This is a genomic window from Ruegeria jejuensis (assembly GCF_041537905.1).
In the GTDB taxonomy this organism is placed as follows: Bacteria; Pseudomonadota; Alphaproteobacteria; order Rhodobacterales; family Rhodobacteraceae; genus Ruegeria_C.
In genome coordinates, this window is record NZ_JBGRUO010000003.1 from 185032 (window position 1) to 200949 (window position 15918).

The 15918-nt window shown below is 58.9% G+C and carries 17 protein-coding genes; 2 read left to right on the forward strand and 15 right to left on the reverse strand.

Going from position 1 to position 15918, the window contains the following annotated elements:
- Positions 1–45: 45 nt before the first annotated feature.
- The 12 genes from AB1E34_RS05240 to AB1E34_RS05295 all read right to left on the reverse strand — a co-directional run bounded on the left by AB1E34_RS05240 (position 46) and on the right by AB1E34_RS05295 (position 12072).
- A complete protein-coding gene (locus tag AB1E34_RS05240) occupies positions 46–1353 on the reverse strand; it encodes a DUF8689 domain-containing protein (RefSeq protein ID WP_372571280.1) in 1308 nt (435 codons plus the stop codon).
- Positions 1354–1469: 116 nt separating this feature from the next.
- Complete coding sequence (locus tag AB1E34_RS05245; protein WP_372571281.1) at positions 1470–1964, reverse strand: prepilin peptidase; 495 nt, start codon at positions 1962–1964, stop codon at positions 1470–1472.
- A gap of 3 nt (positions 1965–1967) precedes the next feature.
- A complete protein-coding gene (locus AB1E34_RS05250) occupies positions 1968–2816 on the reverse strand; it encodes a tetratricopeptide repeat protein (protein WP_372571282.1) in 849 nt (282 codons plus the stop codon).
- 27 nt (positions 2817–2843) lie between these two features.
- Positions 2844–3422, reverse strand: coding sequence for a tetratricopeptide repeat protein (locus AB1E34_RS05255; RefSeq protein WP_372571283.1), 579 nt, complete (start codon positions 3420–3422; stop codon positions 2844–2846).
- Positions 3423–3438: 16 nt separating this feature from the next.
- Entirely contained in the window at positions 3439–4422 is a 984-nt protein-coding gene (locus AB1E34_RS05260) for a type II secretion system F family protein (protein ID WP_372571284.1), read from the reverse strand.
- Between the two features lie 12 nt (positions 4423–4434).
- Positions 4435–5403: a type II secretion system F family protein gene (locus AB1E34_RS05265; protein ID WP_372571285.1), complete on the reverse strand. Its 969-nt coding sequence runs from the start codon at positions 5401–5403 to the stop codon at positions 4435–4437.
- 11 nt (positions 5404–5414) lie between these two features.
- The gene (locus AB1E34_RS05270) at positions 5415–6860 is read right to left on the reverse strand and encodes a TadA family conjugal transfer-associated ATPase (protein WP_372571286.1); all 1446 of its coding nucleotides are present in this window, start codon (positions 6858–6860) and stop codon (positions 5415–5417) included.
- Positions 6861–6883: 23 nt separating this feature from the next.
- Positions 6884–8125 carry a CpaE/TadZ family protein gene (locus AB1E34_RS05275; RefSeq protein ID WP_372571287.1) on the reverse strand — a complete coding sequence of 414 codons (1242 nt, stop codon included), beginning with the start codon at positions 8123–8125 and terminating at the stop codon, positions 6884–6886.
- A gap of 204 nt (positions 8126–8329) precedes the next feature.
- The gene (locus tag AB1E34_RS05280) at positions 8330–8950 is read right to left on the reverse strand and encodes an OmpA family protein (protein ID WP_372571288.1); all 621 of its coding nucleotides are present in this window, start codon (positions 8948–8950) and stop codon (positions 8330–8332) included.
- A gap of 17 nt (positions 8951–8967) precedes the next feature.
- The gene (locus AB1E34_RS05285; RefSeq protein ID WP_372571289.1) at positions 8968–10374 is read right to left on the reverse strand and encodes a type II and III secretion system protein family protein; all 1407 of its coding nucleotides are present in this window, start codon (positions 10372–10374) and stop codon (positions 8968–8970) included.
- A gap of 193 nt (positions 10375–10567) precedes the next feature.
- Positions 10568–11425 carry a Flp pilus assembly protein CpaB gene (gene cpaB / locus AB1E34_RS05290; RefSeq protein WP_372571290.1) on the reverse strand — a complete coding sequence of 286 codons (858 nt, stop codon included), beginning with the start codon at positions 11423–11425 and terminating at the stop codon, positions 10568–10570.
- 443 nt (positions 11426–11868) lie between these two features.
- Positions 11869–12072: a hypothetical protein gene (locus AB1E34_RS05295; RefSeq protein WP_372571291.1), complete on the reverse strand. Its 204-nt coding sequence runs from the start codon at positions 12070–12072 to the stop codon at positions 11869–11871.
- Between the two features lie 350 nt (positions 12073–12422).
- On the opposite strand from AB1E34_RS05295, the gene AB1E34_RS05300 reads away from it, so the two are divergent.
- Complete coding sequence (locus AB1E34_RS05300) at positions 12423–13289, forward strand: lytic transglycosylase domain-containing protein (RefSeq protein WP_372571292.1); 867 nt, start codon at positions 12423–12425, stop codon at positions 13287–13289.
- Positions 13290–13351: 62 nt separating this feature from the next.
- On the opposite strand, the gene AB1E34_RS05305 is transcribed toward AB1E34_RS05300, so the two are convergent.
- The 3 genes from AB1E34_RS05305 to AB1E34_RS05315 all read right to left on the reverse strand — a co-directional run bounded on the left by AB1E34_RS05305 (position 13352) and on the right by AB1E34_RS05315 (position 15228).
- Positions 13352–13981 (reverse strand): CoA transferase subunit B, encoded by a 630-nt coding sequence (locus tag AB1E34_RS05305; protein WP_372571293.1) that lies wholly within the window; start codon positions 13979–13981, stop codon positions 13352–13354.
- Complete coding sequence (locus tag AB1E34_RS05310) at positions 13981–14703, reverse strand: CoA transferase subunit A (protein ID WP_372571294.1); 723 nt, start codon at positions 14701–14703, stop codon at positions 13981–13983. The genes AB1E34_RS05305 and AB1E34_RS05310 overlap by 1 nt, the downstream gene beginning before the upstream one ends.
- Positions 14704–14802: 99 nt before the next feature.
- Positions 14803–15228, reverse strand: a complete 426-nt coding sequence (locus AB1E34_RS05315; protein ID WP_372571295.1) for a VOC family protein — start codon at positions 15226–15228, stop codon at positions 14803–14805.
- A gap of 66 nt (positions 15229–15294) precedes the next feature.
- Between AB1E34_RS05315 and AB1E34_RS05320 the strand changes: the two genes are divergently transcribed.
- Positions 15295–15879: a TetR/AcrR family transcriptional regulator gene (locus AB1E34_RS05320; protein WP_372571296.1), complete on the forward strand. Its 585-nt coding sequence runs from the start codon at positions 15295–15297 to the stop codon at positions 15877–15879.
- Positions 15880–15918: the final 39 nt, after the last annotated feature.

Genomic DNA, 15918 nt, shown 5'->3' on the forward strand with positions numbered 1-15918 from the left:
CGCAGCGGTTTCGCCTTTGGAACGGGTGCGCGGGGCGTGCGCAAGTTAGTGAACGATCTCTTCTTCCTTCACGAACATGTTCGCCCAGGCGCGGTCGATCAGTTCGGGGCTCATCTGATAGGGGATGCCCTCGAACTCGCAGATGGCGATCATTTGGTCGATCAGGAAGACCGGCTGATAATTCGCGTAGATGTTGTCGATAGTCGGGTATTTGACCTTGAGCAGATGCACCAGCGCGCGCTCATCCAGCGGCATACCTTTTTTGCGGGCAACCAGCGCAAAGATTTTCAGGAAGTTTTCCTGATCCGGCCCGTCGATCTTGATCTTGAAGAAGATCCGGCGCAGCGCCGCCTTGTCGAAAATTTCGTTGGGGTGGAAGTTGGTTGAGAAGATTACCAGCGTGTCAAACGGCACCTCGAATTTCTCGCCCGATTGCAGGGCAAGGATGTCCTTGCTTTCCTCCAGCGGGACGATCCAGCGGTTGATCAGGGCCTGCGGCGGTTCGGCCTGACGGCCAAGGTCGTCGACGATGAAGATGCCGCCGGTGGATTTCAACTGCAGCGGTGCCTGATAGGTGCGCGCGGTCGGGTTGTATACCAGATCGAGCATCGAGAGCGAGAGCTCACCCCCGGTGACCACGGTGGGGCGTTCGCACATCACATAGCGGCTGTCGAAGCGCTTGCGGCGGCGCAGCTGGGTCGGATCGTCAGCCTCTTGTTCGATGGCGTTATGCACGATCGGGTCATAGACGGTGATGACCTGACCGGAATATTCAATGGCGCGTGGCACATAGACCTTGTCCCCCAGCGCGTCGCGGATGCCGTTCGAGATCGAGGATTTCCCGTTGCCCGGCGGGCCATACATCAGGATCGAACGCCCGGCGCTGACGGCGGGACCGAGGTGATCCAGCAGGCTGTCAGGCAGCACCAGATGGCCCATGGCGTTGGTCAATTGTTCGCGCGTGACCTGAATATTGCGGATCGACTGGCGCTTGACCTGTTCGCTATAGACCTCCAGCGGCACCGGCATCGCGCCGAAATATTCCGACTGGCTCAGCGCGTCCAGCGCGCGGGCGCGCCCGGCATCGGTCAGCTGATACCCCATTTCATTGCCGTTATTGGCGTTGAGTGTGCCCGTTGCCTCCAGCAGTTTCTGATCGCGGGCCATGTCGACCAGTTCCTGCGTCACCGATCCAGGCAGGCAGATCGCTTGGGCGATCTCGCTGACCATTTCTAGGTTCTTGCGGAAAATCGTCTTGAGCAAAATGTCCCGCATCATCACGATGGGAAGGCGCATCTCGCCCAGCCCGTTGGGGGCAGGGGGCGCCACGACATTGGGGGTCTGCATATTCATCGGTAAAATCCGTCTTGGACTGGCTCATCAAAACGCTGCGGTCCACCCGCATGGCGCGAAACTGCCCGCCTATTGTGGCAGCAGAAGGGCAAAGCCGGGGCAGAGACGGGGATTGTTCAACTTCCGTAAACAGACCCCAGGATGAGATAGAGCGCTAGCGTAAAGCCCAGGCTCAGCCCCATCGGGAATTTGCGGCCCATATCCCAGCTTTTCCAATCCGGCACCACCCGGCGCAGCGCCGTATGTTTGGCCAGCCGATGCGTGGCCACCGCCGCCAGAAGGCTAGCGCAGAGGATCATGAATAGAAGGCTCAGATCGCCAAGAGCAACATAGGGCGCGGCGGCGGCCATGAACTTGGCGTCACCTGCGCCCATCGCGCCGGCAGCGTTCAGGACAATGCCCACGACCAGCACGACAACAAGCTGCGCCAGTTGCCAGCCATAGGCGGGAAAGCTCATCAGGAACGGGCCCATCACCACAAAGATCAGCGCCAGAGCGACAACCGCCTGATTGGTGATCCGCATCTCACGCAGATCGGTGAAGGCCACGTAGAAGCAGAGCGGCAGCACCAGCGGCAGGAACCACAGCGCGACCAGAGACGGGATCGCCATGGCTCAGGCGCTTTCCAATGCGCGCAGCGAGTTGATCGCTTCTTCGAAATGTTGGGGGTGGGTCTTGACGGCGTCACGCAGCAGGGTCTTGCCCTTGGTGACATCGCCCTGCTTGATCGCGGTCAGCGCCATCGTATGCAGCAGTTGCGCACGTTCCACCTGGTTCATCGGCACCACCGGCAGCGTGTAATTACCCTGCGCCCCGCGCGCCAAGACCAGATTGTTCTTTGCGGTGAACAGCGTGCGGTCCTGACGGATCGCCTCACCAAAGAGTTTTTCGGCCTCGGCATATTGGCCGCGGGTCAGCTTGGAATAACCCCAGTTATTGGTTACCGCGGCGGGTTTGGTCGTCAGGCCAACAGCCGTTTCGTAAAAGCTGTCGGCGCGTTTCCATTCCTTGTTGGAATCCGCAATCATGGCCTCCAGCCGGTAACGCTTGAAGGTCTCATGAGTCGGCGGCACCTCGTCCAGCGTTTCCTCGGCCTTTTTCCAGTCGCCATTGCGGATATAGGCGTCGGCCAGTTCGACCGAATCCGCGTCATTGGCGTCGTCCATCCCGACCACCTTGGTCCAGGTCGAGACCGCCTCGGTGTTGCGCTTGGCCCGGACCAGAGACATGGCCAGCCCGCGTTGCAGGTCGATCCGGTCAGGGGCGGTCTTGGTGGCGCGCTGGAAATAAGCGACGGCTTCGTTCGGGTCCCCGACCGTCAGCATCACGTCATTGATGCCGGTCTCGTCGATGACATTCACATCCTGCAGCGCCCGTTCGACGGCCTGATCTTTCTTGCTCACACATGCGGAAAGCCCCAGCCCACCTGCAACAAGTGCCGGGATCAAAATAAGGTGGCGCATTTTTGCGTCCTTTTGCTGCTCTGTCTTTTATGGTGTCTTGCGGATCAGGAACTGCCCTTCGCCCCGCTGCACCAACTTATATTCTTCGTTTGCCTCAGGGGCATTAATAGCAGGATTTTCAGATTTTGCGAGTGCTATCCGAAGATTATCCCGGATTGAGTCACTTTCGCCATTGTCCAGCGCATAGGCTTTCTTGAACACTTGGGTGGCCTCTGCGGTCTCACCCTTCTCCATCAGAAGCACACCAAGATTGTTCCACGCCTCTGGCCAATCCGGGGCATCACCAACGGCGCGGCGCAGCATGATCTCAGCCTGTCCCAAGCGCCCCAGCTCAAGATTTGCGGTGCCCAAACCGGTGAGGATTTCGGGCGTCATGCCCTTTTCGAGAGCGGCGCGGGTGAAGGCATCCATCGCCAGTTCATATTCGCCCGCTGCCATCAGGCGATGACCCACCTCGACACCGTCCACAGCCTGCGCCTTGTGGTCGATTCCGGGGGGGGAGGGATCATCGGGCAGCGTGATCTCATCCGACGCCGAACACGAAACCAACGCCGCAAGAGCGACGGTGGCGATCAGGAGTTTTTGACTTGGTGCGTGCCTGTTCACACCTTCAACTTTCGTTCTAGCCAGAGCTCATGTTGCCCAAATCCATGATACCCTTTGCCGATGGCCCGACAAGGATGACCAGCAGGGGCGGGACCGTCAGGGTCATTGTGGCAAGGGTCATTTTTGTTGGCAACTTGTTTGCGGCCTCTTCGGCGCGCATCACGCGTTTGTCACGCATCTCGCCCGCATAGACCCGGAGCGCCTCAGCTATCGAGGTGCCGAAACTCGCGGATTGGATCATCACCGTCACAAAGGATGAAACATCGGTAACATCGCAGCGCGTCGCGAAGTCACGCAGCACCTTGTCTTTCTCTTTGCCGGCTTTCATTTCATAGGCGACGATCTCGAACTCATCCGCCAGATAGGGGTAAGAGGCGCGCAATTCGCCTGAGACCCGAACGATGGCCTGATCCAGCGATTGCCCGGCCTCGACGCAGACCAACATCATGTCGAGCGAATCCGGGAAACCCGCGACGATGGCTTGTTTGCGTTCCTCTACACGCCGGGTGATCCAGTATTTCGGCAGGAAGTATCCTGCTAGCCCCGGCCCAAACACGTATATCAGCTGTGTGGTGCCATCGAGATCCTGATCTGCGATGATGATTGTCACATAGACCACGCCAATCAAAAGGCCAGCCAGGCCCAGGACAAATTGGGCGAAATGGAAGACGCGGATCGCATCCTTGGATCGGTAGCCAGCCTGCCGCATCTTGAGCTGCATTGCCGTGTATTCCTCGGCATCCTGCGGCTCGAGGAACGTCGCAAACCGGTCAAGCTGCTCGTTCCGACTGCCCTGACGCAATTGCTCTTTCTTGGCCTTTGTCTTAGGCTTGGGATTCACGTCCCGTTTGAGCTTCTTGAGCGGATCTTCGGGTTGGTTGAGGATGAAGGGAAGCGTCACCAGGATCATGAAAAGGCCGACGACACCCACCACGATCAAGGGGCCAAATTCGCCGAGATGTTCGGTCAGGAGATCATTGATATTCTGCAGGAATTCCATGGGTGCTCCGGTTCAGACTTTGATATTCGTCAGGATACGCATGACGATTAGGTTGGCGGTCAGCATGATGCCGACGAAGAAACAGGCAGGAATATACCAAGGGTGGTCCATGACCCCATCATAATAGCCCGGGTCGTTGACCAGGATCACCATCAGACAGACCAGCGGGAAGGCGGATAGGAATTTTCCCGACCACTGCGCTTCGGCTGTGATCGCTTTGACCCGGCGAAACAACCGGAACCGTGCGCGGATCACCTTGGCCAGCCCGTCGAGAACTTCGGCAAGGTTACCACCCGATTGCTGTTGGATCGAGACCGCCACCGACAGGAACCGCAAATCCTGAAGGTCCAGGCGTTCAGCCATCTCTTTGAGCGCGTCGCTGACGTCGCGGCCATAAGAGGCCTCGTCCGAGATGACACCGAATTCAGTTGCGATCGGGTCGCTGGCCTCTTTCGCAACGATCTGAATCGAAGCCACGAACGGATGGCCGACCCGCAGCGATCGGACCATGAGTTCAACCGCGTCGGGCAATTGCTCTTCGATCAGCGCCATGCGCTTCTTGGCCTTGTGGTTCACCCAGATATAAACGGCGCTGACGCCGATCAGGGCCGATGCGGCGATGCGCAGCGGTGGTTCGGTTTCAGTACCGATACTCAGACCGACAAAGGCGACCGCCCCCACACCGATCATGATCATGATCAACTGGCGCGGGGTAAAGGCGATCGCCGCTTTTTGCGCCTTGTCCGCCAGCAGCGAATAAAGCGGGATCGACTGGCTGCGCATATGCTGCTGCATTTCCTTGCGCAACTGTTCGAGTACCTCTTCGCGCCCGGCGCCTTTGTCCAGCATATCCAGACGGCGGTTCACCCGGTTGTTCAGGCTGATCGACTTGCCGAAAAGCAGCAGGTAGATTCCCTCGACCAGAAACAGGACACCGATGAAAATCCCGATGTAGATGATAGGCTCTGCGCTGATATTCATGGCCTGGTCCCCTACATGCTGACCGGTTCGTAGATCGATGCGGGCAGGTCATAACCCCACATGCGGAACCGTTCCGAAAAGTGGCTGCGCACACCGGTGGCGGTGAAATGGCCGATGATCTTATTGTCTGGTGTCAGGCCGACGCGCTGGTAGCGAAAGATCTCCTGCATGGAGATCACATCCCCTTCCATCCCGGTAATCTCGGTGATCGAGGTCATCCGGCGCGACCCATCCTGCAGGCGGCTGGCCTGCACGATCAGGTTCACAGCCGAAGAAATCTGGCTGCGCACCGCCTTGATCGGCATCTCGATCCCCGCCATGGCGATCATGTTCTCAAGTCGGCTGATGCCGTCCCGCGCCGAGTTGGCGTGGATCGTGGTCATGGACCCGTCATGGCCTGTGTTCATGGCCTGCAGCATGTCGATCACTTCCTCGCCGCGCGTTTCGCCGACGATGATGCGGTCGGGGCGCATCCGCAGGGCGTTCTTGAGGCAGTCGCGCGGGCTGACCTCGCCTTTGCCCTCGACATTGGGCGGGCGGCTTTCCATCCGGCCCACATGGGTCTGCTGCAGCTGCAGTTCCGCAGTATCCTCGATGGTCAGGATGCGCTCGGCATTGTCGATGAAGCTGGAAAGCGCGTTCAGCGTGGTTGTCTTACCCGACCCGGTACCACCCGACACGATGATATTCAGGCGCGTGGCAACGGCGGCTTGCAGATATGCCGCCATTTCTTCGGTGAAAGCCCCGAAATTTACAAGATCATCGATGCCCAGCTTGTCTTTTTTGAACTTCCGGATCGATACCAGTGAGCCATCCACCGCAATCGGCGGCACCATTGCGTTGAAGCGCGAGCCATCGGCGAGGCGGGCGTCAACATAGGGGTTGGATTCATCGACGCGGCGGCCCACGGCCGACACGATCTTGTCGATGATCCGCAACAGGTGGCGTTCATCCTTGAACCGGATATCGCTGAGTTCCAGCTTACCGTCCCGTTCCACGAATATCTGGTGTGGACCGTTGACCAGGATATCGTTGACCGTGTCATCCTGCAGCAGGGCCTCCAGCGGGCCAAGCCCGGTTACCTCGTCATAGAGGTCCTTGTTCAGCGTCTGGCGGTCGTCGCGGTTGAGAACGATGCTTTTCTGTTCCAGAATCTCCGACGAGATCGAACTGATCTCGTTGCGAAGCTCCGCTTCGGAGGCATGTTCAAGGGCCGCGAGATTGAGGTTTTCGAGCAGTTCGCGGTGCAGCTCGATCTTGATCTCGCCCAGACGGTCCTTGCGCTTGCGCTCGCGGTCCTGCGGTGCAGCTTCGGCCTTTTTGCCTGGCATCGGCTTGCGCAGCAGCTCTTTTTTGGCTGGTGCAGGGGCGACGTCGATGGATGGTTTGGCGGTTGCGCTTGGCTGCACGGCTTTGACCGGCGCGGCGGCGTTCTGCTTCTTGTACCTTGAGAACATCTTGGACCCCCTCGTGAATCGCGTTAGGCAGCTTCCGCTTCGCCGGTGCCGAGTTCATGGATTGATCGCGCGAGTTTGGCGATTTCCCGGCGCAGCGGGTTCTTGGCCGCCGATGTCGCCAAGGGCTGGCCGTGATCGCCGCCTTGTGTCACCGGTTTGCCGCCATCGGGCAGTTGCAGCTCGATCGAAATGCCCAGCGATTCCGCCATTCTCTTGACGCGGCTCTTTCCGCTCAGATCGGTGAATTTCGGTGCCTTGTTCAGGGCAAAGCGCAGCTTGTTGAAGGGCAGATCCTCCGATTGCAGTGCCCGTTTCATGCGCAAGGCATTCTGGGCGGACCGCATGTCCAGTTCGATCATCGCGAAATAGACATGCGCGGCCTGCAAAACCGTCTCTGACCATTGCACCAGCGTCTTGGGCATGTCGATGATGACAAAGTCGAAATGCGCGCGCGCCAGTTCGATTACTCGGTCAATGTCTTGCGGTGTCACGAGGTCAAGCGGCACCATGTCGGAGGGGGCCGTCAGAACTTGAAGCCTGTCCTCATAACCGACCAGCGCCTGGCCGAACACCTCATCATCCATATTCTCGGTGTCGGTCAGCATCTCGAACACCGCCTCGCGGCGTGGCAGATCGAGATAGGTCGAGACCGAACCATGTTGCAGGTCGAAATCCAGCAGGCAGACCGATGGAGAATCATCGCCTGAAACATTGGCCAGTTCCCATGCCAGGTTCACCGCCATCGTGGTCGAGCCGACGCCGCCCGCAAGCCCGTGAACGACAATCACGGCGCCCTCTTTCGAGGTGCCGGTGTTCAGGGGCGCGCTGTTGGTCTGGCTCTGCGTGGCTTGTGCATCTTCTTTGCTGCGCAGCCGGTTGATGGCCAGTTGCAGCTCTTGTTCGGGGAGCGGGTAGGGGACAAATTCATCCCCGCCTTTGCGCAGCAGCTGGTGAAGCGAAGCAGGTGTAACATCTTCGGCGATCAGGATGACGCCGATGTCGCGCGCTTTGGCCTGGGTGATGATTTCACCCATCAGGACCAAGTTGTCCTCGTCATCGCCATCCAGCGCCAGTGCAATGAATTCCAGCGTTTCCGCTTCGGGCTGTCCGAAAAAGGCCAGCGCTTCGGCGAATCCCAGATCACCCCAGCTTTCGCCCATCGCCGCTTCCATGTCTTCGATCAGCAGGTCGAAATTCTGAACGTCCCGACTGACCGTGCAGGCCAGGATCGGAGCGGTCTCAGATTGCGGTATGCCACTGCTCATTACCTTCATCCTCATTCAAATACGATGGGAGAGCCGATCAGCGTTGCGCTGCGTCCGGCTTACGTCACCCACCTGCGACTCTGAAAAAGGTCGCAAATCACCTATTGGAGGCAGTGTCGTCGCGAAGTTGGGCGAGATTTGGGCCGAAAAGAACCAATTGTAGGGAATTGGGCGACGATCCCGCCCAATTCGTCGCTATTGTACTCAGTTTTCGAAGGCCGATGAGTCGTCAATTTCAAATCCGGTGGCCGGTTCCGCGCTTTTGATATACTCGCGATAGATCACCTCGGCATATTTGCCGTCCAGGGTCTGATTGCGTTTGATAAAGCCGGTCACCTCGGTGACGGTACGCCGGTTGCGGCGGTCCCGGTCCGGGGTGTTGATCAGCGGTTGGCGTTCGCCAAACGACGCCACTGCTTCAAGGCGGTTGCGACTAACGCCTTGTCTGGTCAGGTAATTTACCACAGCCTGGGCGCGGCGCAGCCCGAGGCGCTGGTTATAGCTGGGCGAGCCGACCTTGTCGGTATGGCCGAACACTTTGAACCGCACTTCGGGGAATTGTTTGATCCAGTCGGCCTGCTGCCGCAGAATCTGCTGTGCGGTGGGGTCGAGTTGCGAACTGTTGAAGGCGAAATTCACCTGATCGGGAACTTCACGGGCAAAGCGTTCTCCCAGAACCTGGACATAGCTTTTTGCACCGGTCTGGATCTGGGCGTTATTCAGAGTGGCGTTTCCGAATGTGCCCGCATCCACCTCATAGCCTGCGTCATAGGCACAGCCGCCAACGGCCACAGAAACACCAAGGATCGAGATCATCTTATGCATCGGTTTCATCCTCCCGATCATTCAAGCACGTATCCGTAGGATCCGCTGAAATCCTGCTTAGCGACCTCGGATGCGGCCCCGCCGCCGGCACGCACGGTTGACGCCGTCTTGCCGAACAGAAACAGCTCGGTTTCGCTCGGGGGCGTTACCCGATCGGTCGGCAGTGCCAGCGCCTCGCCACGTGTTGGCGAGACCAGATGAGCGGTCACGATGATCACCAGTTCGGTCTGGCTGCGTTGGAAGTTTGCGCTGCGAAACAGTGTTCCCAGTACTGGAAGGTCGCCCAACCAGGGAAGCTGAGAGTTGTTGTCGAGGAAATCGTCCTGGATCAGCCCGGCAATGGCAAAGCTCTCACCGTCAAAAAGCTCAACAGTCGTAGACGTTTCCCGGCGCGAGAACCCGTTGACGGTCGCCCCGTTGATGACGACCGAATTGGTCGGATCAAGCGCGGAAACCGCGGCCACCATCTCAAGATTGATCAGGTCGCCATCCACCACGCGGGGAACAAAGCTCAATTGAACGCCGAAGGGTTTGAATTCCACCGAAAACAATCCGTCGCGCTGGGCGACAGGGATCGGGTATTCTCCGCCCGCCAGGAATGTCGCTTCTTGCCCCGAAAGGGCAGAGAGATTGGGTTCCGCCAGGGTGCGCACCACGCCTTTTTGTTCCAAGGCCTCCAGAAGCAGGCGAATCTGCGTGGCACCCGCGCTGAAGCCGAACAAAAGGGCACCAGTGTTTTCGTTAGAGGCCGGAATGTTGCCGTTCAATGCCCGGCTCAGGTCGACCTCGTTGTTGAGCGTGTTGATCCCTCCAGCCACATTGCCGCCGGAAAAGCCCAGCGATGCGCTGAGCGATTTGGTGACGGAACGCTGCATTTCGGCAAACCGCACCTTCAGCATGACTTGCTGCACCCCCGCCACGCTCATCAGGTTCGAAACCCGTTCGGGCGCATAGCGTTCTGCCAGTTCCAGGGCCCGTTGCAGGCGCGCGCTGCTGGACACATTGCCCGACAGCACGATGCCGTCGTTGGCCGTGCGTACCTCGATGGTCTCGCCGGGCAGAATCTGGCGCAGGCGTTCCTTGAACTCGGTCACGTCGGGGGCAACGCGCACATTCACGTTGGTGATCAGCCGCCCCGTCGCATCCAGCAGCGTCATTGTGGTGACGCCTGGGGACCGGCCAAGAACATAGATGCTGCGATCAGAGAGGGACGAGATATCGGCTATGCCCGCATTGGCGATGCTGAGTTCAGCGAAGGGTTCGTCGCTTTCGACCACCACCGCCCTGTTCATCGGCACGTCAAGCGTCGTGGCCATATCCCTTTTTACAACCCGCAGCGGATCGGTTTGTGCCTGGACCACGGCGGGATTGCACATGACAGTCAGCCCCAGCAGGGCTGCCTTCATCCATCTGTCGATTTTCATGTGACCTGCCTTTCCGATCACGCCTCGTTTTAGGGTCTTTTTGCCCATTATCGCGAGTACTCTGCGTCAGAAGCGGTTTTTTTGCAATAATCAATGGTTTGAGCGCGAGCTTTTATGTGGATAACCGGCAACAATACAAAAAAGGCGAACCAGGCCTCTTGCCGGTTCGCCATATTAACAAGTTGAAAAGGCGTCAGTTTGTGCAGGGGATCGGGATTTCGATCACTTCCGCGCCGCGCCGGTTGCGGATCGTGCAAACCTTTTTCTGCTGCACTTCGGGTGCCGCTTCGCGGTCCCCCAGCCCCAGCAGCGCGCGCTTGTTGACCTCCACGGTGGAGGCAACCGTGTCATCGGTCGCGCCTACAAGGGCAAGCGTGAGTTTTCCGGTGTTCTGACCCTGCGCCAGAATGGCGATTTGCTCGGGTCGGGCGGCGACGGTCACCGTCCTGGCGATCGAGGCACCATTACGCTCGTTTCCCGCGCTCTGGTCGATCGCGATCAATTGAATATTCGTTTGGATAAGGCGCGTTACCTCACCGCTTTCGCCCTCGATAGCCCCACCGGTGCCGCCGGTCCAGTACACATCGACCCTGTCGCCGGGGCGCAGGAAGCCCGATACGCCGCTGGTCACATCCACCTTTACCGCGAAGGCGCGCATGCCGCGTTCCAGGCGAGAGGTCAGACCGGCATCCTCACCGATCTCGGTGACCTTGACTGCCATGATCGCTTCGCCCTTTTCCATGGTGCGGATGACAAAGCGGTTGTCTTTCGCCTCTGCAGCAAACAGATTCTCGGCTTTGGTGAACGTGCCTTCCGGTATTGCGTCCACCGGCCATCTGACCACACGCACATGCTCAGGTTCAAGCTGCGCGCCATATCTCAGTTGCGTGTTCGCAACCAGGACCTCTTGCGTCGGCACGATCTGCGCGCGTGCCTGGCGTTCTTTCGCAAGTTGCAAGCGATGTTCTTCGATATAGCCACGCGCCATCATCACGGCGCCTCCGGCCAGCGCCACTCCAACGATCAGGACAAGACCAAATACAGCTCGCATTCCCGCACCTCATATCTGCTGCGGTTCAGAGCATGCCGATAACCCGGCACGCACTGAACCATCCTTGCTCATACCCATGAAATGTGTCGAAATAAGGGACAAAGCACGTGGTATGAGGCGATTTTGAACTAAGTGCTCATAATCTGGGTGTCGGGCGTCTCACTTTGTGCCGAAGGGCCCGTTTAAGTGAACCTCTCCTTCAGCGACTTGCTCGCCTATCCCATCCGCAAAACCGTCGCCCTGCGTTCCCCCGAGCGCGAGCACTGTTGCTCCGCCCAGCCCAACGACGATGGCCGTAAGTACAACCCAATCGACCGTTACAGCACCAAGTTCCGATCTCAGGAAGTGTCTGATACGTATTGGCATCTTCCGACAGCGCCTCCCTAAAAGAAGGGGCCACACCTTTTGCAAGGCATGGCCCCCAACATTCGGATTAAGGTAGGTTAGTTCACCGCGCCGGTGGTGCCGAGCGTAACGGTTGCACCGCTCAGAGTGGAGTTCACGGTGCCTGCCAGACCTTCAGCACCGCCCGAGATGCCCTGGTAGGCAACAGCGGCCAGAGCAACAACAGCTGCGGTCAGAACGACCCAGTCAACAGTGACGGCGCCGTCTTCGTCTTTGCGGAAGTTTTTGAAGAATTTGATCATTGTATGTCCCTCCTAAGGATCACGGTATGTTTCGTTAACCCCGCCGTCCGTCTGAACCGTCTCTCTCTCGTGGCCCGTGTCCGTCGTGGTATGCATAGAGTTTTGCCCGTTTTGCGTGGCAGGAATTGGGCCAAAACGCGGATTTTCGTGCCCAAGTTTAACTTTTCGCTCATAAAATTGATAAGCATTTGATTTTTAAGGAAAACTATATGTGTGTTTTTTTCTTCGGCGTTGGTGGGCGATGCAAAATGGCGGCAATTTGGGCGAAAATGCCTCAATTCATACAGTTTTTCTGGTCTCAGAGCCCCGTTTGGGGGGAGAAAGACTCAAAATAATGATGAGAAGAGCAGATGTTTCTCAACAAATCCTTGAGGCTGGCGGGACTCGCTGTCACGGCAGGTCTCGTATTGGGCGCGGTTGCGCCCGAGTCGGGACTGGCCGAGGCCCTGTCGAAACGTGTGAAGCCGCCATCAGCCGGATCGGGCGCGCGGATCAACGTGCAAATATCCCCGGAAGAGCACGCCACAGCCCCCTTCGCGCCGTCGACCGGCTATCAGGAGCCCGTTGAAGAGGTCGTTATGGCGCCCGCAGCGCCGCAGGCGCCAAATGCGCCAGACGTCGCACCGGATCGTCCCAAGGCCAGCTACGCGTGGTTCTGGGACAAGGTCTCTCCCGCGATGGCGGATTCCAAGCCGGGGCGTCTGAACGAGGCAATGCAGGCCGTCAGCAATGGCGGGGTTGCCGCGCCGCGCCTGCAATCGATGCAGGATATCGCGAAAGAGCGCGGCATTCCGATCCTGCAATCCACCGTCGGCACCAATGTCTCGCCCGCGCTGGTATTGGCGGTGATTGCGGTGGAATCCTCTGGCAAGCCCGATGCGGTCAGCGGGGCCGGGGCGCAAGGGTTGATGCAGCTGATGCCCGCCACGGCCGAGCGTTTCGGGGTGGAGGACAGCCTGTCGCCGCAGGAAAACATCGCCGGGGGCGTCAAATATCTGGATTGGCTGATGAACGAGTTCGACAACGATCCCATTCTGGTGCTGGCGGGCTATAATGCCGGTGAGGGTTCGGTGCGGACCCACAAGGGCGTGCCGCCCTTTGCCGAAACCCGTGACTATGTGCCAAAGGTGCTGGCCGCGTTTCAGACTGCACGCGGCCTTTGCGCCACGCCGCCCGAACTTATCACGGATGGCTGCGTCTTTACGGTCATGAATTGATCCGCAAGACATGAAAACGGCCCCAGCGCGGTGGCAGGGGCCGTGATTTTTTGACAGATCGCTCAGTCGACCAGCGTTGCCTGCGTTGCGGCGCGCATCTCGTCTTCGCTGACGCCGTCTGCCAGTTCCACGATCTTCAAGCCACCGTCTACCACATCCAGAACCCCCAGATTGGTGATGATGCGATCGACCACGCCTTTGCCGGTCAGTGGCAGGGTGCATTCCTTCAGCACTTTGCTGTCGCCATGCTTGTTGGTGTGATCCATCACCACCACCACGCGGCCAACGCCCGCGACCAGATCCATCGCGCCGCCCATGCCTTTGACCAGCTTGCCGGGAATCATCCAGTTGGCCAGATCACCGTTTTCATCCACTTCCATCGCGCCCAGGATCGCCATCGCGATCTTGCCGCCACGGATCATGGCAAAGCTCTGGGCACTGTCGAAATAGGCGGTCTGCGGCAGTTCGGTGATCGTCTGCTTGCCTGCGTTGATCAGATCGGGGTCTTCTTCGCCCTCATAAGGGAAGGGCCCCATCCCCAGCATGCCGTTTTCCGACTGCAGCGTCACATGCACATCATCGGGAATGTAGTTCGACACCAGCGTCGGGATGCCGATGCCGAGGTTCACATACCAGCCATCCTGCAATTCCTGCGCCGCGCGGGCGGCCATTTGGTTCCGGTCCCAGGGCATCAGGCGGTCTCCTTCTTGCGGGTGGTGCGCTGTTCGATGCGCTTTTCATGGCTGCCGCTGATCACGCGATGCACATAGATGCCGGGCAGATGGATCGAATCCGGGTCCAGCGAGCCGGTCGGCACGATCTCTTCGACCTCGGCCACGCAGATCTTGCCACAGGTGGCGGCGGGCTGGTTGAAGTTGCGCGCGGTCTTGCGGAAAACCAGATTGCCGGTCTCATCCGCCTTCCAGGCTTTCACGATGGACAGATCGGCAAAGATGCCTTCCTCCATGATATAGGTCTCGGGCTGGCCATCCAGGCCTGTCGGGAAGTCCTTGTGTTCCTTGCCCTCGGCGATCACCGTACCCACACCGGTCTTGGTATAGAAACCAGGAATACCCGCGCCGCCGGCACGCATGCGCTCGGCCAGAGTGCCTTGCGGGTTGAACTCAAGCTCCAGCTCGCCGCTCAGATACTGGCGCATGAACTCTGCGTTTTCGCCCACGTAAGAGCTGATCATCTTGCTGACCTGACGGGTCTGCAACAGGATGCCGATGCCGAAGTCATCAACGCCCGCATTGTTGCTGGCAAAAGACAGGTTTTTGACACCCGAGCGTTTGATCGCCTCAAGCAGCAGTTCCGGAATGCCGCACAGGCCGAACCCGCCCGCCGCGATCAGCATGCCGTCCTCCAGCAGGCCCTCCAACGCGGTATCAGCGTCGGGATAGAGTTTTTTCATGGATATCTCTCCAAATCCTGGTGACGCGACAGGTATTGCCGCCGCGCCGCGGCGAAGTCAACGAAACTTGGAGCGTCGGGTATTTCTACGGATAAGGCCTCAGCTGGGCAGGGCGTCTTCACTATATTGCGCCGCAAATTCCGCAGAGGGCGGGATTGGAGTGATGATGTCGATCAATACGCCATTGGGGTCCTGCGTGATGAAATGGCGCTGGCCAAAGGCTTCGTCAGTGAGCGGTTTGAGCATGGGCAGGCCGACATTGTTCAGGCGCTCATATTCCTGCGCCGCATCAGCAACTTCGAAATTCAGGATCACGCCGCCGACCGTGCCGCGCCCTGGTTCGGGAATGGTCTCGTGATGGGCATCCAGCACCGCGAGGTTTACCGACGGGTCGCTTTCGGATTGCAGATGCACATACCAATCTGCACTGAAAGCCGGGCGAAAGCCGAAATGGGCCTCATAGAAAGCGGCGGTGCCAGCAACATCTTCGGTCTGGATTACGGGATAATATTGTGTGGTCTTCATCTTGCGTTTCCTCCGATATGCATACAGTCTGTATGTATGTGATAAATAAACATACAGGCTGTATGTATGCAAGAGAAACCTGAAGCGATTCCCAATGCCGACCGCCGGGCGGCGATGAAGGCGCGTTTGATCGCAGCGGCGCGGCAGTTATTCCTGGACAAGGGCTATGCCGAGACCTCCACCCCCGAGATTGTGAAAGCGGCTGAGGTGACGCGCGGCGCACTCTATCATCACTACAAGGACAAAGAGGATTTGTTCCGCGCCGTGGTTACCTCCGAAGCAGCGGCGTTGGCGCAGGCCATCGATAAGGCAGCCGATCCAGATGAGAACCCGCTGGCCCAGGGCAGCGCCGCGTATTTCGACGCCATGGCCGCGCCGGGACGGGCCCGATTGCTGCTGGTGGATGGCCCGGCGGTTTTGGGTTGGGATGAGATGGATGCAATTGATGCCGGGGGCGGGCGGGCCAGCCTGCGTGCGGGTTTGTCCCACGCGGCCCCGGATATCGACCCGGTCGAGTTGGAGGCGTTGGCGATCACACTTTCCGCAGCTTACGACCGCGCCGCGCTGGCCATCGCCGAAGGGGCGGAGGCCGCGCCCTATATCACGGTGCTGGAACGGCTTGTGGTGTCAGCGGGTGCAGAACATCGATAGGTGACGCGTCCGCGCGCCGGGCCGGCGCGCGCAGTGAGC